The sequence below is a fragment of the Bradyrhizobium sp. MI1.4 genome (assembly GCF_055811315.1).
In genome coordinates this window covers 262,294-280,457 of the sequence record NZ_JBVVPP010000001.1, presented here as the reverse complement: position 1 = coordinate 280,457, position 18,164 = coordinate 262,294, and the positions used below count along the sequence as shown (strand labels likewise).

Sequence of the window (18,164 nt, the reverse complement as noted above, 5' to 3'; positions counted from 1 at the left end):
CCTGGTTTCTTCTATTGGTTGCTCTGCCAGATCAGCACCAGCCCGAAGCCGGCCATGGCTGCGCCATAGCCGGCCCATTGCAGCTGGTTGACCATGAAGCTCGATCGCGGCCACGCGACGGTGCCCGTACCCTGTCCGATCCAGAGCAGCCCGACGGCAAGGGCAAACAGGCCTGCTACAAGCAGAAATCTGCGCATGCATTCCTCCCCGGCGGTTTGCTTCTGTCGTGACGCGACATGACGATTGCCGCGGCCCGAAAACTTGCCGGGAGACTAGCCGTAGCCGTGGTCGGGATACAATGGCCGCTGATGCAGGCCGCAGGGCGGATGCATGTCCATACGCAAGGTCCGCTGAAGCACCGTACAACGAAAAAGCCCCGGACGATGCCGGGGCTTTGACGTCTGAACTTGCGTTCGGATCAGTACTTCGCGACGACCGGACCGGTCCAGTTGAAGCGGTAAACCAGCGAAGTCGAGATCGTCTGGTTCCAGCTGTTGGCGCGAATGCTCTGACCGACCGGGAGGTTACCGGCATCGAACAGGATGTCCTGGGTCTTTGCATTGTAGAAGGCCGAACGGTACTCGGTCTTCATGAACCAGCCGGGCGACTGGATGCCGAAGATGTTCAGGTTGTTCTCAACGCCGCCGCCGATGAACCAGCCATTGCGGTTGTAGCCGTTGAGGTGAACGCCGGCCGGAGCGCCAGCCAAGGTCATGAAGTTGGTGCTGCCGAAGTGGGCGCCGGAGTAACCGCCGTTGACGTAGGAGAGAACGTTCGGAGCGACCAGCCAGCCGAGGCGCACACCAGCGGCCCAGGAGTCTTCTAGCTTCTGGTTGCCGGTGATGCCGAGCAGGGGATCTTGAATGGTAGCACGGATGCTGCCGAACTGACCGTCAGCGAACACGCCGGCGACCCAGGTGCCACTGAACTGCCAGTCGTAGCCGAGACCGACGGTGCCGAACCAGCCCGAGCCACCCTGGCGCTGATCGATCGTCAGGGGAACTGCGCCAACCGTCGTCTGCACGTGCTGGTCGGCGTTCGAGAGACCGCCACCGCCACCGCCGAAGATGTAGAAGCCGGTCCAGTTGGCGACGGGAGCCGCCATCGGCGCCTTCGCGTAGGGACGGGCGCCAAGGTCAGCGGCCGAGGCCGAACCGGTCATCGCGGCAACCGCGGTCAGTGCGAGCAAAATCTTCTTCATCTTAAAAATCCCCAAGCTTTGGTCTGTCTGGCAGGCGCGAGCGCACTGAAGTCCGTGTGATCTGATGTCCCGGACTATACCTGCTTCTCTCCGAAATGCTGTTGCAGAGCAGGCACAGTCGCCGGGAAACGCCGCACGGCAGGGATTCTGGGTGCCGTCGTGGAAATGTGAAATAAGTACGCATTATCAATGCAGTACGTCGAATTTTGCGATTTGCGTTTTGGTAGCTTCTCGTTAGCGAATTCGGCTTTGTCCGAAATGGAGGCAGTCCTGCATCAGTCATGGCTCGGTGAGTCGTTGGCCGAGTCGCGGCGCGATGAGGCCGGGAATCAACGAAATCGAGGCGAACGTTGGCAGGATTGGCGGGAAAGAGCGGTTGTCATCTCCCAAAAACAAAAGAGCCCCGGGCATCATGCCGGGGCTCTGGATGGATACGACCGGGCAGCGCCTGCGGATCAGACGTCCAGCAGGTCGTCGTTGGCGAATTCGGCCTTGTCCGAGATGAACGCGAAGCGCGCTTCGGCCTTGGTGCCCATCAGGCGCTCCACCGAATCCGCCGTGGTGTCGCGGTCGTCGGCGAGCAGAACCACTTTCAACATGGTCCGCTTTGCCGGATCCATGGTGGTTTCCTTGAGCTGCGCCGGCATCATTTCGCCGAGGCCTTTGAAGCGATTGACCTCGACCTTGGCGTTGGCGTTGAACTCGCTCTTGATCAGCGCTGCCTTGTGCGCGTCATCGCGGGCGTAGACCGACTTCGTGCCGTTGGTCAGCTTGTAGAGCGGCGGCACGGCGAGGAAGAGATGGCCTTCGTCGATCAGCCGCGGCATCTGCCGGTAGAAGAAGGTGATCAGCAGTGAAGCGATGTGGGCACCGTCGACATCGGCGTCGGTCATGATGATGATGCGCTGATAGCGCAGATCCTCTTCCCGATACTGCGCGAGCATCCCGCAGCCGATCGCCTGCACGAGGTCGGCGAGCTGCGTATTCGCCGTCAGCTTGTCCTTGCCGGCGGACGCGACGTTGAGGATCTTGCCGCGCAGCGGCAGCACGGCCTGGGTCTTGCGGTCGCGCGCCTGCTTGGCGCTGCCGCCGGCCGAGTCACCCTCGACGATGAAGAGTTCTGAGCCTTCCAACCCTGCATCGCTGCAATCGGCGAGCTTGCCGGGGAGGCGCAGCTTCTTGCCGGCGGTCTTGCGCGCGGTCTCCTTCTCCTGGCGGCGGCGCAGCCGCTCCTCGGCGCGGTCGACCACGAAGTCGAGCAGCCTGTTGGCCTGGTTCGGATTGCCCGACAGCCAATGGTCGAACGGATCCTTCATCGCCTGTTCGACGATGCGCTGCGCTTCGGCGGTGGCGAGACGGTCCTTGGTCTGGCCCTGGAATTCAGGCTCGCGCACGAACACCGAGAGCATCACGGCTGCACCCACCATCACGTCTTCTGACGTAATGGACGACGCGCGCTTGCCCTGGCCGACGCGTTCGGCGTGGTCCTTGAGGCCGCGCAGCAGCGCGCTGCGCAGCCCGGATTCGTGCGTGCCGCCGTCGGGCGTCGGCACAGTGTTGGTGTAGGAAGACAGGAAGCCGTCGGCATCCGCGGTCCAGGCCACCGCCCATTCGCAGGCGCCATGCGCGCCGTTGCGGCCCGACTTGCCGGAGAAGATGTCGGGATGCACCAGCGTGTCGGCGTGGATCGCGGCGGCCAGATAGTCCTTGAGGCCACCGGGGAAGTGGAACGTCGCTTCCGCCGGCACGTCGTCGACGCCCTTAAGCAGTTCGGGCGCGCAATTCCAGCGGATCTCGACGCCGCCGAACAGATACGCCTTCGAACGCGTCATCTTGAACAGGCGCTGCGGCTTGAACGCTGCCTTGGCACCGAAGATGTCGGTGTCCGGCTTGAAGCGCACGCGGGTTCCGCGGCGGTTGTTGATCTTGCCGAGATCCTCGAGCTTGCCCTTTGGGTGGCCGCGCTCGAACGTCATGCGATAGAGTTTCTGGCTGCGCGCGACCTCGACCTCGAGCAGCGAGGAGAGGGCGTTCACCACGGAGATGCCGACGCCGTGCAGGCCGCCCGAGGTCTCGTAGACCTTGGAGTCGAACTTGCCGCCCGAGTGCAGCGTACACATGATGACTTCGAGCGCCGACTTCTTCGGGAATTTTGGATGCGGATCGACCGGGATGCCGCGGCCGTTGTCCGTGACGGTCAAAAAGCCGTCCGCGCTCAATTCGACTCCGATGAAGGTCGCATGCCCCGCGAGCGCCTCGTCCATCGAGTTGTCGATGACTTCGGCGAAGAGGTGATGCAGCGCCTTCTCGTCGGTGCCGCCGATATACATGCCGGGCCGGCGGCGCACCGGTTCCAGACCTTCGAGGACCTCGATGTCGGCTGCGGTGTAGTCGGCCTCGGCACCGCCCGCGCGCGGGGCGGCCTTGGCGGCGCGGGGCTTGGGCTCATCGCCGCCGAAAAAATCGTCTTTTGCTTTGGGCTTCAACTGCTTGGACATATATCTTTATGCGTTTTGAGGGCCGCATGAGCGGCGAATCGGTTGGGCCGACTATGCCACTTCTCGCCTGGAAAGGTTATCGCGGGGCGGGCCGGGCGGTGTGGTTGGGAACCAATCCCGGCGATTTTACGCGGCATCCCCATCAATTCCCGGCAATGTGACGGTCCGGTCCGGCTGGACTTGGCTTTGTGACTTGATGTCACACAAGTCATTGGCTTACCAGTCCTTTTCATCGAGCAGCACCTTCGGGCAGGACGGAAAGGCTATTTTTGAATGGAGCAGTTTGCGCACGGACTCGCCGATTTCGTGCGCGCTCACCAGACGTGGGCAGCTCCCATCGTGTTCGTGCTCGCATTCGGGGAGTCGCTCGCCTTCATCTCGCTGCTGATCCCGGCCTGGGGCGCGTTGGTCGCTATCGGCGCGCTGATCGGCGCGAGTGGCATCAGCTTCTATCCGGTCTGGATCGCCGGTGGCATCGGGGCGGCGCTGGGCGACTGGGTCTCTTACTGGTTCGGCTATCGCTACAAGGAGCAGGTCGCGCAGATGTGGCCGCTCTCGCGTTATCCGGAACTCCTGCCCAGAGGCGAGGCCTTCGTGCGCAGCTGGGGCGTGCCGAGCATCTTCATCGGCCGCTTCTTCGGCCCCTTGCGTGCCTCCGTGCCGCTTGCAGCCGGCATTTTCGAGATGCCCTATTGGAGCTTCCAGGCCGCCAATTTCGTCTCGGCACTGATCTGGTCGGCGGCGCTGCTGCTGTTCGGAGATGTGATCGCCAAGATCATGGAATGGATCTGGGGCGTGGTGTGACGTCGGAACCTTGACGGCGACCGCAGCTGGCCTTATAGCACCGCGCCATGATCAACGCCGCGACCATCCTGTTCGCCCGTCGCCGCCGCCGCTCTTTAGCGGTTTGGGCGGTCGATCGCGTTTGAGATCATCGTCTTTGCCGCTGGATCCGATCCGCGGCATTCTCTCTCCTGTCAGTGCGATCTGATCCGGCGGCCACCAAGGAGGCCAGCAGGAGACTACGATGTATACGCCACCCTTTTTCAAGCAGGACCGCGCCGCGAGCCTGAAATTCGCCGACACGCGCGGCTTCGGCACCATGTGCGCCTTCGACGGCCACAAGCCGATCGCCTCGCCGCTGCCGTTCTATTTGACCTATGCCGCGGACGGCACGCCGCAGGCCGCGTTTCATGTCGCCCGTCACAATCCGCTGCTAAAGCTTGCGGACGGGACGACCTCCTGGCTCCTCGCGGTCAACGGCCCCGATGCCTACGTGTCGCCGGACTGGTACGTCTCGCCGGATCAGGTGCCGACCTGGCTGTACCAGTCGGTCCATCTGACCGGGCCGGTGCGGTTGTTGTCGGATGGTGAACTGGCCGTGCAAATCGATACGCTCAGTAACAAGTTCGAAAACTGGCTGTTGCCGAAGAAGCCGTGGACGTCGGGCAAGATGACGGCCGGGCGGCTCGAGGCGATGAAGAAGGCGATCGTGGGTCTGGTCATGACGGTTGAGGAGGTCGAAGCCAGCTTCAAGCTCAACCAGCACAAGTCCGACGCCGATTATATGGCGATCGCCAATGCGCTTGGCGCGCAAGCCCATGCCGACGCCAGGGAGATCGCGCAACTGATGCAGGACGTAAGGCCGGAGGCCTTCGCATCCGAAACCAACATGCTCGAAAGGAGCGCGCCATGAGCCTCACTGAAACGACGAAAGCACCGACCACTGGCGCTGCGACAAAGCCGGCCACCGTCTTCGTCGACGGCGGCTCCGGCACCACCGGGCTTGGCATCAACGAGCGGCTGAAGCTGCAGAGCGACGTGGTCGTGAAGACGATTGCCGACGACAAGCGCAAGGATCCCGCGGCCAAGAAGGCGCTGATGGAGAAGATTGATCTGGTCATCCTCTGTCTGCCCGACGATGCTGCCAGGGAAACGGTTGCGCTCATCGACAGCATGGGGCCGTCGGGCCCGAAGGTGCTGGATGCCTCGACCGCGTACCGGGTCGCGCCCGACTGGGCCTATGGCTTTCCGGAACTGACGCCGGATCAGGCTGGCAAGATCAAGGCTGCGAAGAAGGTGTCCAATCCCGGCTGCTATCCGACCGGCGCGATCGCGCTGCTGCGACCGATCGTCGATGCCGGCCTGCTGCCGCGCGACTATCCCGTCACCATCAATGCGGTGAGCGGCTATTCCGGCGGCGGCAAGTCGATGATCGCGAGTTTCGAGGACGGCAGCGCGCCGTCCTTCGAACTCTACGGCCTCGGCTTCGAGCACAAGCATCTGCCGGAGATGCAGCTCTATTCGAACCTGACGCGGCGGCCGATCTTCATCCCGTCGGTCGGCAACTACCGGCAGGGCATGCTGGTGTCGGTGCCGCTCCAGCTCGACACGCTGCCCGGCAAGCCCAGCGGCGCCGATCTCCAGGCCGCGCTGGCAAAGCGTTACGCCGGCTCGAAATACGTCTCGGTGATGCCGCTGCAGAACGAGACGACCAAGGGTGGCAAGCTCGAGCCGGAAGGGCTCAACGAGACCAACACGCTCGAGCTCTACGTCTTCGCCAGCGACAAGTACCATCAGGCGGTGCTGGTCGCGCGGCTCGACAATCTCGGCAAAGGCGCGTCCGGCGCGGCCGTGCAGAACATGCGACTAATGCTGGGATTGCCGGAGGCGTAGGAGCAACATTCGCTGCTCGTCATGACCGGGCTTGTCCCGGGCATGACGGCCGCGAGGGGCGCTTCTCAGTACTTCGCGATGATCGGGCCGCCGAACCTGTAGTTGATGCGGGCCGTGATCAAGTCGACGTCCTGGCCAATGCGGTCGGTACGTGAGAACGTGCCGACGGGTGCCAGCACGCCGTTTGCCGTGAGGGTAACGTCGCGCCGGCCCATGAACAGATGGTCGTATTCGAGGCCGACCGACCAGTTCGGCGCAAAGCCGTATTCGATGCCGACGCCGACCGTGCCGCCCCAGCGGGTGTCGTCGGCACCGTCGAACTCGGCTCCGGCCAGACCGCCGGTTCCGATGCCGCGGTAGCGATTGCGGGTGACGGCGGCGCCGCCCTTCGCGTAAAGCAGTGCGCTGTTCCAGGCGTAGCCGATCTGGCCGGTGAACAGGCCGAAAGCATCGACACGGGTGCGGTTCGCGACGCCGAGCACGGTGCTGGCGTTCCGGCCGGAGAGGTCCGCCCAGTCGCCCTGCGCTTCGAGGCCGAATACGAAGGCGCTGCTCTGCCAGCGATAACCGATCTGGCCGCCGGCGACGGCGCCCGTCGCGTCATGGCAGCCTTCCGCAACGCCGGCCGCGAAACCAACCGTCTGGTCCCAGCAATTGCGTGACGAGCCATATCCGCCGTTGGCGCCGATGTAGAAGCCGCTCCAATCATAGATCGCGGCGATCATCGGCGGCGCCTTGGTGTAGGGACGGGCGGCGAGATCTGCGGCGTTAGCCTGGGTCGCGACGGCAACGAGCGACAACGCGCCGACGGCGGATGCAATCTTCCAATTCATGTCTGCCCCGAATCAATCAATTGCGATGGGCAAATATACCTCTGGATGTGCGATCCATCGTGTCAGCCCAAGAGGGCATTGCTGCTTTTTTCCGCACTGTCGTCATTCGGCAACACCGGCAGCCGCGATAGGCCTTCGAGATTTCACCCGTTCGTTGCAGGCGCCAACCCAACCGGGGCCGATCAGAGCACCTTGAAGATCGCGAGCGCCAGCACGGCTTGGGCGAGAAAACCGACGGTGAAGGCGAGGGTGCGGAAGACGGGAATACCCATCGCATAGACGATCAGATGCGCAACGCGCGACCAGAAATAGACGGCGCAGGCAAGCACCGTCCACTTCGAGGAGTAGTCGATCGCATTCAGGATCAGCACCAGCGGCGCGAACAGCACGAGGTTCTCGACGGCGTTGTCATGCGCGAACATCAGGCGGTTCGCCCATTCCGACTGCGGCTTGTCGGTGCGCGAGGGATTGGCCATCGCACCACCAAGCCCGCGAATCTGGCAGCGGTTGATGGTGTAGGGAATCCAGAGGATTCCAGTCAGGACCACCGTCAGTGTCAGCCAGAACAATTCACGCGTCATAACCCGGTCCCCTCATCAATTTCTGCTGCAGGCATGGAGCTTATACGAAAGCGCGAAAGATTCTGCTATGCGCGAACCCTGACATAGCTGCCGGGTGCGTCCTCGATCGGGGGAAACGCCTCGCTGCCGACCGTGCGGGCCGGGACTTCCTCGGGATCGAGTGCGCCCAGCCATTGCCGCCAGTCCGGCCACCAGGAGCCCTTGTGCTCGACCGCGCCCTTCATCCACTCGGCGACGTTGGCGGACTTCACGTTGTCGTTGGTCCAGTACTGGTATTTGTTCGAGGCGGGCGGATTGACCACGCCGGCGATGTGGCCCGAGCCGGACAGCACGTATTTCACCGGGCCGCCGAAGAACTGGGAGCCGTACAGCACCGATTCAGCCGGCGCGATATGGTCCTCGCGGGTTGCGAGATTGTAGATCGGCACCATGACCTTGGAGAGATCGAGCAAGGTGTTGTCCAGCACCAACGTGCCGGTGGAGAGCCGGTTCTCAAGGTAGCAATTGCGCAGGTAGTACGAATGGTTCGACGCGGTCATGCGGGTCGCGTCCGAATTCCAGTGCAGCAGGTCGAACGCGCTCGGCTGCTGGCCTTTGAGGTAATTGCTGACGACATAGGACCAGATCAAATCGTTGGAGCGCAGCATGTTGAAGGCCATCGCCATCTTCGAGCCTTCGAGCACGCCCGCCGCCTTCATGTCCTGCTCGAGGGATGCGATCTGCTCCTCGTCGACGAACACGAGCAAATCACCGGCATGGGTGAAGTCGACCTGTGCCGCGAAGAACGTCGCGGACGCCACGCGCTGGCGGCGCTTCTCGGCGAGCCAGGCCAGCGTGGTCGCGAGCATGGTGCCGCCGACGCAATAGCCGGCGGTGTGCACCTTCATCTCGCCGGTGACCTTCTCGATCACGTCCATCGCCGTGAGCGGGCCTTCCTTCATGTAGTCTTCCCAGCTCTTGGCGCCGAGGCGTTTGTCGGGATTGACCCATGAGATCACGAACACGGTGATGCCCTGATCGACGCACCATTTGATGTAGGATTTCTCCGGCTTGAGATCGAGGATGTAGAATTTGTTGATCCAGGGCGGGATGATCAGGAGCGGCGTGCGCAGCACCTTCTCCGTCGCCGGCGCATACTGGATCAGCTGCATCATCTCGTTCTGGTAGATCACCTTGCCCGGCGTCGTCGCCATGTTCACGCCGACGAGGAGATTGTCCGGATCGGACTGACGGATCTTCAGCGTGCCCTTGCCGGCGGCGATGTCCTCGGCCAGCATCTTCAGGCCGCGCGCGAGATTTTCGCCGCTGCTGGCCACCGTCGCGCGCAGCACTTCCGGATTGGTCAGCACGAAGTTGGAGGGCGATATCGCGTTGGTGACTTGCTGGACGTAGAACTCGGCCTTGCGGCGGGTCTGCGGATCGAGGCCCTCGGCTTCGCGCACAAGCTCCTGCGCAAATTTGGTCGTGAGCAGATAGAGCTGCATCATGAAGTCGAAGAACTGGTTCGACTTCCATTCCGGATCGGCAAAGCGCTTGTCGCGCGGCGAGGGTGCGATCGCGGGCGGTGCGTCCTGACCGGCCATGCGGCGCGCCGCCGAGCCCCAGAGGTCAAGATAGTCCTTGGCGAGCTTGGTCTGGAGTGCGGAGGCCCGCGACGTATCCGACAGCCAGTATTCGGCGACGGCGGTGAAGGTCTTGATGACCTCGGTAAGCTCCGCCGGCGGACGATCCTGCACCTCGCCGCTCTCGCGCGGCTTCAGGTACGCGGCAAGCGCCTTGCCGCCGCTTTCCATCGCCCGCGCGACATTCATCGCGAAGGCTTCCGCATCGAACTTCGTCTCGGGTTTGGGCGTATCGGTGGTGGCCATACTCATGAGGAGAACAGTAACGATTCATTCCGTATTCGTCACCGCGAAGCTCGCATGTTTGGCGTTAAACACTCTCGAAGATGTGTTGCAGTGCGACAAATTTTCTTGGTTCCGTCACAATCGAGCCGCACCGCTCGGCTTGATGGACTGGGGCTATTTTCTCGCTCGCACCATTTGGGCAGCAATGGTTTGAGCTTGGGCGCGGACTTGGGTAAGGTTGCCCGGGGCCGTGCTTTGGGACGAAGTGGGGATTTCCCTAGTGTTGGCGTTGAGGGACCTGCAAAAGTGGCGGCGGATCTGTGGCGCGCTGCTGATGGCGACGCTCGCCCTGGGCGGCTGCTCGAGCCAGCTCGCGGATATGACGCCTTCCGATGCTCAAGCGCATCCCAGAGAGGCCGGTAGCTATCTGCCGGTGCACGATCTGCCGCCGGATCGCGATCAGGCCGTCATGCCGCCGGACCAACGCGCCAAGATCGAGGCCGAACTTGCTGCCGCGCGCGACCGTCAGGCGGTTGCCACCAAGGACGCGAAATAGGGCGCCGCAAGGTAATCGCTGGCGCCTCCGCCTCGCCGTGCTAAAAGACCTTAGTTCAGCCGAGAGTCGGGGCGAACGACTTCAGTCAACATCGTCGATGATTGCTCTAAGTATTTGATCTTGAGTAATTTTCGCGAGAGATGCGGGCGCCTTCCGCCTGGTCTTCATGGCCTGTCGATTCTGTCCTGACCGGTTGCCCGGAGCTGAGAGAGCCATGGAAGAATTTTACCGCATCCGCCGCCTTCCGCCTTACGTGTTCGAACAGGTCAACCGGGCCAAGGCAGCTGCGCGGAACGCCGGCGCCGACATCATCGACCTCGGCATGGGCAATCCGGACCTGCCGGCGCCAGCGCACGTGCTGGAGAAGCTGAAGGAGACGCTGGGCAAGCCGCGCACCGACCGCTACTCGGCCTCCCGCGGCATCCCCGGGCTGCGCCGGGCCCAGGCCGGCTACTACGCCCGCCGCTTCGGCGTGAAGCTCAACCCCGACACCCAGGTGGTGGCGACGCTCGGCTCCAAGGAGGGCTTTGCCAACGTGGCGCAGGCGATCACCGCGCCCGGCGACGTCATCCTTTGTCCCAATCCGAGCTACCCGATTCACGCCTTCGGCTTCTTGATGGCGGGCGGCGTGATCCGTTCGGTGCCCTCGGAGCCCACGCCGCAATTCTTCGAGGCTGTCGAGCGGGCGATCGTGCATTCGATCCCGAAGCCGCTGGCGCTCGTGGTCTGCTATCCTTCGAACCCGACCGCCTACGTCGCGAGCCTCGACTTCTACAAGGACCTGGTCGCGTTCGCGAAGAAGCACGAGATCCTGATCCTGTCGGATCTCGCTTATGCCGAGGTTTATTTCGACGAAAGCAACCCGCCGCCCTCGGTGCTCCAGGTGCCGGGCGCGATGGACGTTGCCGTCGAGTTCACCTCGATGTCGAAGACCTATTCGATGGCTGGCTGGCGTATGGGCTTCGCGGTCGGCAACGAGCGCGTGATTGCGGCACTCGGCCGCGTCAAATCCTATCTCGACTACGGTGCGTTCACGCCGATCCAGGTCGCAGCGACCGCCGCGCTGAACGGACCGGACGATTGCATCAAGGAGATGCGCGACACCTACCGCAAGCGGCGCGACGCGCTGGTGGAATCGTTCGGCCGTGCCGGCTGGGAGATCCCGCCGCCGGAAGCATCGATGTTCGCCTGGGTGCCGCTGCCGGAAGCCTTCCGCAGCGTCGGCAGCATGCAGTTCGCGACCCTGATGGTGGAGAAATCCGGTGTCGCGGTCTCGCCCGGCGTCGGCTTCGGCGAGCATGGCGAAGGATATGTCCGCATCGCCATGGTGGAAAACGAGCAACGGATCAGGCAGGCCGCGCGTGGCGTGCGCCGCTTCCTTGAAAGCGGCATCGAAACGTTGCACAACGTCGTTCCGCTCGCCACTCGGCGTTAAGTTCTCTTCCGCAGGTTTTCCAAGGCATCATGGTTGCACCCCTGAAAGTGGGCATAGCGGGGCTCGGCACCGTGGGCGCCGAAGTTGTCCGTCTGATCGAAACGCAGGCGCGGGTGCTTGCCGGCCGCAGCGGCCGTGGCATCCGTGTCGTCGCCGTCACCGCACGCTCGAAGGCGAAGAAGCGCGGCGTCGATCTGCGCGGCATCGAATGGGTCAAGGATCCGCTTGCCCTCGCCACGCATCCGGGCATCGACTGCTTCGTCGAGCTGATGGGCGGCGCGGGCGATCCCGCGCTGGCGGCGGTCGAGGCCGCGCTCGCCGCCGGCAAGTCCGTCGTCACCGCCAACAAGGCGTTGCTGGCAAAGCACGGCCTCAAGCTGGCAAAGGCCGCCGAAAAGCACGGCGGCGCGCTGAATTTCGAGGCAGCCGTCGGCGCTGCGATCCCTGTCATCAAGACGTTACGCGAAGGTCTTGCCGGAACCGGCATCAACCGGGTCTACGGCATCCTCAACGGCACCTGCAATTACATCCTGACCCGGATGGAGCAGGAGGGCCTGTCCTTCGCCGAATGCCTGAAGGACGCGCAACGGCTCGGCTATGCCGAGGCCGATCCGTCATTCGACGTCGACGGCCACGATACCGCGCAAAAGCTCGCCATTCTCGCCAGCCTCGCTTTCGGCACGAAAGTTGCTCAAAGCGCGGTGTATGTCGAAGGTATCTCCTCCATCGCGCCGGAAGATCTCCGTGCCGCTGACGATCTCGGTTACCGGCTCAAGCTGCTCGGCGTCGCGGTTCGCACCGCCACGGGCATCGAGCAGCGCGTGCATCCGACCATGGTTCCGAAATCCTCCTCGATAGCGCAGGTGATGGGTGTCACCAACGCGGTCACGATCGATGGCGAGGGCATCCCGCCGATCACGCTGGTCGGCCCCGGTGCCGGTGGCGCCGCGACCGCATCCGCCGTCGTCGCCGACATCGCCGACGTTGCGCGCGGCATTCGCGCCAATCCGTTCGGCCGGCCGATTTCGCAGCTGCGCGACACCAAGAAGGCGCCGATGGAGCGCCACGAGGGCGGCTACTACATCCGCCTTCTGGCACGCGATTTCCCGGGCACCGCGGCTGCGATCGCGACCCGGCTCGCGGAGCAGAAGATTTCAATCGAGTCGATCGTGCAGCGCCATCCCAATGGCGGCGCTGCGCCGGCAGACGGCAAGGCGGTCCCGGTGCCTGTCATTCTCATCACCTATGCCACGCATGAGGACGCCGTGCGCCGTGCGCTCGCGGCCGTGCAGAAGGACAAGGTGATCAGCGGACGGCCGCAGGTCATCAGGATCGAGAAGAACTGACACGGTTCGAACGAACTGTGGGTGTTACGAGTTGATGCGGCGGAGATGTCCGTCCAAAACTGTTTCGAAGGAGTGAGCCGATGTCGACCCATATTTCAGTCCCGCCGCAAGCATTGCTCGAGCGCATTCTCACGCTGGAGATCGTGCGTGTGACGGAGCGGGCGGCGGTGTCTTCGGCGCGTCTGCGCGGGCACGGCAACGAGAAGGCGGCCGACCAGGCCGCGGTGGACGCGATGCGGCGCGAGCTCAACAAGCTGCCGATCGAGGGCACCATCGTCATCGGCGAGGGCGAGCGCGACGAGGCGCCGATGCTCTTCATCGGCGAGAAGGTCGGCATGAACGCCGGCCCGCAGGTCGACATCGCCGTCGATCCGCTTGAAGGCACCACGCTGTGCGCCAAGAACATGCCGGGCTCGATTGCCACCATGGCGATGGCCGACGGCGGCACGCTGCTGCACGCCCCCGACGTCTATATGCAGAAGCTCGCGATCGGTCCCGGTTACGACAAGGGCGTCGTCGAGCTCGATGCGACACCGGCCGAAAACGTCCGCCGGCTCGCCAAGGCCAAGGGCGTCAAGCCCGACGGCATCACCGTTCTCGTGCTCGACCGGCCACGCCATGCCAGCATCATCGAGAGCGTGCGATCGACTGGCGCCGCCGTGCGCCTGATCACTGACGGCGACGTCGCCGGCGTGATCCACTGCGCCGACCCCGACAATACCGGCGTCGACATGTATCTCGGCACCGGCGGCGCGCCGGAAGGCGTGCTCGCGGCCGTGGCGCTGCGCTGCATTGGCGGCCAGATGCAGTGCCGTCTCATCCTCGACTCCGACGAGAAGCGCGAGCGCGCCGCCAAGATGGGCGTCAGCGATCCCAAGATGATCTACGGCATCGAGGACATGGCGCGCGGCGACTGCCTGTTCGCAGCCACCGGCGTCACCACGGGCTCGCTGCTGTCGGGCGTCAAATTCCGCAAGGACGGCGTGATCGAGACCGAGACGGTGGTGATGCGCTCCGTCACCGGCACCGTGCGCTACATCAAGGCCGAGCACCGCGAGCTGGCGAAATTCCACCTCGACTGACGACTGCCGTCATTCAGGACGGCGCTGACAGCGTCGAGGCCGGAATCTCGTGCCAATAACCTCTGGATTCTGGGGCCGCTCTGACGAGAGTCCCCGAATGACGAACAACAAAAAGAGGAAGCGCACATGTCCGACCTCTCCGCCGTCAAAGCCCTGGTCTTCGACGTGTTCGGCACCGTCGTCGACTGGCGCACCAGCCTGATCACCGACTTCATCTGGTGGGCGAAGGGCCGCGGCATCAGCGCCGACTGGACCGCCTTGGTCGACGGCTGGCGCGGCATGTACATGGCTTCGATGGATGACGTGCGCAAACATCCCGAGCGCGGCTACGTCATGCTCGATGATCTGCATCGCCGCTCGCTCGAAAAACTGGTCGCGCAATTTTCGATTCCGAGCCTGACCGAGGCCGATCTCGATCACCTCACCAAGGGGTGGCACCGCTTGCACCCGTGGCCCGACAGCGTCGCCGGCCTGACCCGACTGAAGACGAAATTCGTGATCTCGCCGCTGTCGAACGGCAATGTCGCGCTGCTCACCAACATGGCGAAGTTCGCAGGGCTTCCCTGGGACCTCATCATGTCGGCCGAGCTGTTCGAGCACTACAAGCCCGATCCCGAAACCTATCTCGGCGCCGCGCGCCTGCTCGGCCTCAAGCCGGAGCAGGTGATGATGGTCGCGGCCCACAACGGCGATCTCGCCGCCGCGCAGAAGAACGGGCTGAAGACGGCCTTCGTGGCGCGGCCGACCGAATACGGTCCGCTTCAGAAGGTCGATTTCCAGGCCACCGGCAATTGGGACATCGTCGCCAAGGATTTTGGTGGGATCGCCGACAAGCTCGGGTGCTAGGGCGGCTGACGCTCATCCGAGGCGGACGAGGCCCGGAATGCTGAACATATGGGCCAAGGCTCAGCCTCGCAGGACGTTCCACGGGGCGAAGGCGTTGTTGACGCCCTCGAGCGCCGGTCCGAGTTGCGGCATATGCCGCAGCAGCACCGATTTCATTCCGTTGTTGTGGATCCAGTCCAGACCGAAATTGGTGTAGACTTCCGCCCGGTAGTCATCGGTGAAGAACCGGTCGCTCTTGAGGCGCCGCGATGCCATCAGGATGAAAATGCGGAAGGCGGTATCGCTGAAGCCAAAACCGTCCGGCAGGTCTTCGGCCAATAATCCGACCATCAGATCAACGCGATCGACGTCGCCCTTGTAGATCGAGCGCATCTTCCTGGCCGCGCCGGGGATGCTGGTGATTTCCTCGAATGTGTTGACCCGCTTCTTGCCGACCAGTTCGCGGAACCGGTTGTAGCGCGGCACGCCGCGCTCGCGATCACGCATGATATCGATCGCGGCCACGTCGAGCAGCGGCTGGCCGTCTTTCGTGAACCGGCGCAGGAAGTTGGGAAAATTGTGGAGGCGAATGGCGCCGGGATGAGCGGTGCCGAACGAGTACAGCAGGTTGGCGAAGCCGTGAGTCTGCATGAACTTGCGGGAGGCGGGGCCCTGCATATGGACGAGATTGCTAGGGGTAACCTCTGTGGTATCGAGCCGCCGTACATCAAGGTTTTCCGGGATCAACGGGTGCAGGCGGTACACGGCGGTGAATTCCTCCGTCATCGCGTAAGGCGCGCTGTGCTGATCCGTCGGAGAGCCGACGATACCAAAGGCGGCTTCGCTGTTCTTGCCGAGCACCGCGCGCAGCACCCGGCACGGGATCCCCGACCAGTTGGCGTGCATGCTGAAGTCCAGTGCGGGATGGCCGAGGATGCCTGGCGTCCATTCGACGGTGTGGATCTTGGCGATCAGGGCCGCGTTGATCAGGCGCGCATGCTGGAATAGCGCCTCGTCCTTCCAGGTCGGATACCGCGCCTTCAAGCCGTCGCAGATGACATTGTGCTCGCGTGCGAAGAGGTTGTGCAGCAGGCTGAGCCCCACCCACCAATTGTCGTTGAAGCCGGTGAGATCGGCGCCGGGATGCACCGGATCGGCTGGAAGCATCCCATCATCGCCGACCGCGATCTTCCCATCTGCCCCGGAACGGATCTGCATCTGCCTTGCGCGGTCGCTGCCGTAGATTTGTCCGGCGTCCCACCAGTGCGAGTTGAGGTTGCGGAACGTGGGGGTCGCGCCGAGCCATGGTTCACGTGGCGTCTCGTCGCAAACGGTCCGACGGATCTTCATGCAGTCGTCGATCCGCTCATCCGCAGGCCATTCGTCGTTTGGCGTCAGCGGAATTTTGAACTCGTTTCCCGACTTAGGGGCCCCATGGCTGAACCAATTATGCGTTTCGAACTGGATCCAGGCGGCGGCCAGCAGATTGAGGCTGGTCGCCGGAATAAATTCGTGGCGCGCCAGCAATTCCTCCGAGATCACGCGCGGACTGGGTTCGAGCAAATCGTCCAGGCTGTCCGGTACGCATTCGGACAGCGCGAAGTTACGTCCGAACCGGGCGCCAGCCATCCCCATGCGCGGATGGTCGAGGCTGTTGAACGAGCCGTCGGCGGAACGCCACCGGTCATTGCCCGTGTTCCAGCGAGGCGATGTCGTGCCGTAGCCGGTATGGTGCAGATTGCGCTCCCGCAGCCGGTCGCGGAACGCCGAGAGATTGGCGGCTCCGAGCAGGGTCGGCAGTTTGTCCCATGTGACAAAGAAGTTGACGGCCCGATAGATAACATCCGGGACCCATTGGAGCAGGTCGCGATGGAAGACAAAACCATCGTTCTCGCGGGACATTGACGCTCCCAAACGCAATTGAGCGAAATGAACTTAACTTGCAACTAGGAAGTAATGTTCGCCAACGCCGCCGGAGGCATCACGAATTTGAAGTTCTTTACCGGCCAGTCGGACGGCGGTGATCGTTCGGATGGTCCGGGCGGCGCGTGCGTCGCCCGGACCAGATCCGGCGATTACAAAGTCATCTGCATCGGTTCGGGATAATAGTGGAATCCTTCACCCGCCTTGGCGACATGGCCATAGCCCGGCCAGGCGAAGTGATAGGACATCACGGGCGTCTTGTTCGCAGCAAGCATGGTCAGCAGTTTTACGCGTGACTCGGCCGCCTGCTTCGGGTCGGTGTCGTAGGAGAATTCCATCCGCGGCCGCTCGAGCAGCAGGACGGGATGATGCGACAGGTCACCAAGGAAGGCGAAGGACTTGCCGGCCGACGAGACCATGAAGATGGTGTGGCCGACGGTATGACCGGGCGCTGCGATTGCCTGCACGCCAGGCAGAAATTCCTGGCCGTCCTTGAAGAACACGATGCGGTCGCGGACCGGCAGCAGGTTCTTGCGGGCGTGAACGACGAAATCCTTGGCCGCGCTACCGAGCTTGCCTTCGTCGGTCCAGAAGTCGAAATCGGTCTGCGAGATGTAGATCTGCGCGTTGGGAAACAGCGGCTTGCCGCCGTCGTCCACGATGCCGCCGATGTGGTCGATATGGGCATGCGAGCAAACCACGGCGTCGATGTCGCCGGGCTTGATGCCGGCCTCGGTCATGCTCTTCTGCTGCCGACCGGTGGTGGCGCCGAACATCTTGGATGAGCCCATGCCGGTATCGAACAGGATGAGCTTGTCGCCGGTGTTGACGATCGGCGAGTTCTGCTCGAGCACGACATTGTCCGGCGACAGGAAATTGTCGACGAGCATCTTCTTCACCTCTTCCTTGGAAACACCGGTGAAGGTGCCCGAGGGATCGCCCAGGGGAAGCGGTCCGTCGGACACGACGGTGACTTCGGCGTCGCCGAGAACGAAGCGGTGCCAGTAGGGCGTCTGGGTGCCGAGCTTGGGAGCGCGCGCCAAGGCGCTGCCGCCGAGCATTGCGCTGGCACCAAGGCCAGCCCCGAGGGTCAACAAGGACCGACGTGAGACATCGATTGTCATGCGTTTCCTCCGCTTTTGTCTTTTGTTTTGCGCAATTGCTTGCGCGTTACATTCGGCCCGCGCCGATGGTCGAATGCTGCGCCGGTTCAGGCAGGCGAGCAAGTGGAATTGATTTGGCGATGATCTCGGTTTGTCGAAGTTGGATGCGCAATTCCGGCGCGCGACAAAAGACGTCCGTTGCCGACGAGCCTCGTCAGCACGATCCGTGCCAGTACGGCCAAAAGCAATCAATGATTG

At 63.2% G+C, this 18,164-nt stretch carries 16 protein-coding genes; 8 read left to right on the top strand and 8 right to left on the bottom strand.

The features are described 5' to 3' along the window. Positions 1-11: 11 nt before the first annotated feature. The 3 genes from AC0L23_RS01400 to parE form a co-directional block, all read right to left on the bottom strand. Complete coding sequence (locus AC0L23_RS01400) at positions 12-197, bottom strand: hypothetical protein (protein WP_007591540.1); 186 nt, start codon at positions 195-197, stop codon at positions 12-14. Positions 198-418: 221 nt separating this feature from the next. Beyond that, complete coding sequence (locus AC0L23_RS01395; RefSeq protein WP_085353490.1) at positions 419-1,201, bottom strand: outer membrane protein; 783 nt, start codon at positions 1,199-1,201, stop codon at positions 419-421. A gap of 455 nt (positions 1,202-1,656) precedes the next feature. Then, the gene (parE, locus tag AC0L23_RS01390) at positions 1,657-3,699 is read right to left on the bottom strand and encodes a DNA topoisomerase IV subunit B (protein WP_018454437.1); all 2,043 of its coding nucleotides are present in this window, start codon (positions 3,697-3,699) and stop codon (positions 1,657-1,659) included. 273 nt (positions 3,700-3,972) lie between these two features. Between parE and AC0L23_RS01385 the strand changes: the two genes are divergently transcribed. The 3 genes from AC0L23_RS01385 (at position 3,973) to argC (ending at position 6,375) form a co-directional block, all read left to right on the top strand. Beyond that, positions 3,973-4,503: a DedA family protein gene (locus tag AC0L23_RS01385; protein WP_018454436.1), complete on the top strand. Its 531-nt coding sequence runs from the start codon at positions 3,973-3,975 to the stop codon at positions 4,501-4,503. A gap of 223 nt (positions 4,504-4,726) precedes the next feature. Further along, entirely contained in the window at positions 4,727-5,395 is a 669-nt protein-coding gene (locus AC0L23_RS01380) for an FMN-binding negative transcriptional regulator (protein ID WP_085353489.1), read from the top strand. After that, positions 5,392-6,375 (top strand): N-acetyl-gamma-glutamyl-phosphate reductase, encoded by a 984-nt coding sequence (argC, locus tag AC0L23_RS01375; RefSeq protein WP_085358768.1) that lies wholly within the window; start codon positions 5,392-5,394, stop codon positions 6,373-6,375. Before AC0L23_RS01380 ends, argC begins: the two co-directional genes overlap by 4 nt. A 65-nt stretch (positions 6,376-6,440) precedes the next feature. Here the strand turns inward: argC and AC0L23_RS01370 are convergent, their stop codons facing one another. The 3 genes from AC0L23_RS01370 to AC0L23_RS01360 form a co-directional block, all read right to left on the bottom strand. Then, positions 6,441-7,208 carry an outer membrane protein gene (locus AC0L23_RS01370; RefSeq protein WP_018454433.1) on the bottom strand — a complete coding sequence of 256 codons (768 nt, stop codon included), beginning with the start codon at positions 7,206-7,208 and terminating at the stop codon, positions 6,441-6,443. A 182-nt stretch (positions 7,209-7,390) separates the two neighbouring features. Further along, positions 7,391-7,789: an MAPEG family protein gene (locus tag AC0L23_RS01365; protein ID WP_018454432.1), complete on the bottom strand. Its 399-nt coding sequence runs from the start codon at positions 7,787-7,789 to the stop codon at positions 7,391-7,393. A 65-nt stretch (positions 7,790-7,854) separates the two neighbouring features. Next, complete coding sequence (locus tag AC0L23_RS01360; protein WP_085385278.1) at positions 7,855-9,663, bottom strand: PHA/PHB synthase family protein; 1,809 nt, start codon at positions 9,661-9,663, stop codon at positions 7,855-7,857. 253 nt (positions 9,664-9,916) lie between these two features. Here AC0L23_RS01360 and AC0L23_RS01355 point away from each other — a divergent pair, with 253 nt between their 5' ends. The 5 genes from AC0L23_RS01355 (at position 9,917) to AC0L23_RS01335 (ending at position 14,901) form a co-directional block, all read left to right on the top strand. Further along, positions 9,917-10,192, top strand: coding sequence for a hypothetical protein (locus AC0L23_RS01355; RefSeq protein ID WP_085353486.1), 276 nt, complete (start codon positions 9,917-9,919; stop codon positions 10,190-10,192). A 214-nt stretch (positions 10,193-10,406) separates the two neighbouring features. Beyond that, positions 10,407-11,627 carry an LL-diaminopimelate aminotransferase gene (locus tag AC0L23_RS01350; RefSeq protein WP_018454429.1) on the top strand — a complete coding sequence of 407 codons (1,221 nt, stop codon included), beginning with the start codon at positions 10,407-10,409 and terminating at the stop codon, positions 11,625-11,627. 29 nt (positions 11,628-11,656) lie between these two features. Beyond that, complete coding sequence (locus AC0L23_RS01345; RefSeq protein WP_085353485.1) at positions 11,657-12,973, top strand: homoserine dehydrogenase; 1,317 nt, start codon at positions 11,657-11,659, stop codon at positions 12,971-12,973. 80 nt (positions 12,974-13,053) lie between these two features. Next, a complete protein-coding gene (gene glpX / locus AC0L23_RS01340) occupies positions 13,054-14,055 on the top strand; it encodes a class II fructose-bisphosphatase (RefSeq protein WP_018454427.1) in 1,002 nt (333 codons plus the stop codon). 126 nt (positions 14,056-14,181) lie between these two features. Then, positions 14,182-14,901, top strand: a complete 720-nt coding sequence (locus AC0L23_RS01335) for a haloacid dehalogenase type II (RefSeq protein WP_085353484.1) — start codon at positions 14,182-14,184, stop codon at positions 14,899-14,901. 60 nt (positions 14,902-14,961) lie between these two features. Here AC0L23_RS01335 and AC0L23_RS01330 read toward each other — a convergent pair whose 3' ends face one another. Then, positions 14,962-16,782, bottom strand: a complete 1,821-nt coding sequence (locus AC0L23_RS01330) for a peroxidase family protein (protein ID WP_085353483.1) — start codon at positions 16,780-16,782, stop codon at positions 14,962-14,964. 173 nt (positions 16,783-16,955) lie between these two features. Beyond that, positions 16,956-17,927, bottom strand: coding sequence for an MBL fold metallo-hydrolase (locus AC0L23_RS01325; RefSeq protein WP_085353482.1), 972 nt, complete (start codon positions 17,925-17,927; stop codon positions 16,956-16,958). Positions 17,928-18,164 lie beyond the last annotated feature (237 nt).

Coding starts and splice junctions, on each gene's coding strand:
- AC0L23_RS01365 (WP_018454432.1), bottom strand. CDS start 7,789: ATGACGCGTGAATTGTTCTGGCTGACACTGACGGTGGTCCTGACTGGA.
- parE (WP_018454437.1), bottom strand. CDS start 3,699: ATGTCCAAGCAGTTGAAGCCCAAAGCAAAAGACGATTTTTTCGGCGGC.
- AC0L23_RS01385 (WP_018454436.1), top strand. CDS start 3,973: ATGGAGCAGTTTGCGCACGGACTCGCCGATTTCGTGCGCGCTCACCAG.
- AC0L23_RS01400 (WP_007591540.1), bottom strand. CDS start 197: ATGCGCAGATTTCTGCTTGTAGCAGGCCTGTTTGCCCTTGCCGTCGGG.
- glpX (WP_018454427.1), top strand. CDS start 13,054: ATGTCGACCCATATTTCAGTCCCGCCGCAAGCATTGCTCGAGCGCATT.
- AC0L23_RS01380 (WP_085353489.1), top strand. CDS start 4,727: ATGTATACGCCACCCTTTTTCAAGCAGGACCGCGCCGCGAGCCTGAAA.
- AC0L23_RS01370 (WP_018454433.1), bottom strand. CDS start 7,208: ATGAATTGGAAGATTGCATCCGCCGTCGGCGCGTTGTCGCTCGTTGCC.
- AC0L23_RS01395 (WP_085353490.1), bottom strand. CDS start 1,201: ATGAAGAAGATTTTGCTCGCACTGACCGCGGTTGCCGCGATGACCGGT.
- AC0L23_RS01345 (WP_085353485.1), top strand. CDS start 11,657: ATGGTTGCACCCCTGAAAGTGGGCATAGCGGGGCTCGGCACCGTGGGC.
- AC0L23_RS01330 (WP_085353483.1), bottom strand. CDS start 16,782: ATGTCCCGCGAGAACGATGGTTTTGTCTTCCATCGCGACCTGCTCCAA.
- AC0L23_RS01360 (WP_085385278.1), bottom strand. CDS start 9,663: ATGAGTATGGCCACCACCGATACGCCCAAACCCGAGACGAAGTTCGAT.
- AC0L23_RS01325 (WP_085353482.1), bottom strand. CDS start 17,927: ATGACAATCGATGTCTCACGTCGGTCCTTGTTGACCCTCGGGGCTGGC.
- AC0L23_RS01350 (WP_018454429.1), top strand. CDS start 10,407: ATGGAAGAATTTTACCGCATCCGCCGCCTTCCGCCTTACGTGTTCGAA.
- argC (WP_085358768.1), top strand. CDS start 5,392: ATGAGCCTCACTGAAACGACGAAAGCACCGACCACTGGCGCTGCGACA.
- AC0L23_RS01335 (WP_085353484.1), top strand. CDS start 14,182: ATGTCCGACCTCTCCGCCGTCAAAGCCCTGGTCTTCGACGTGTTCGGC.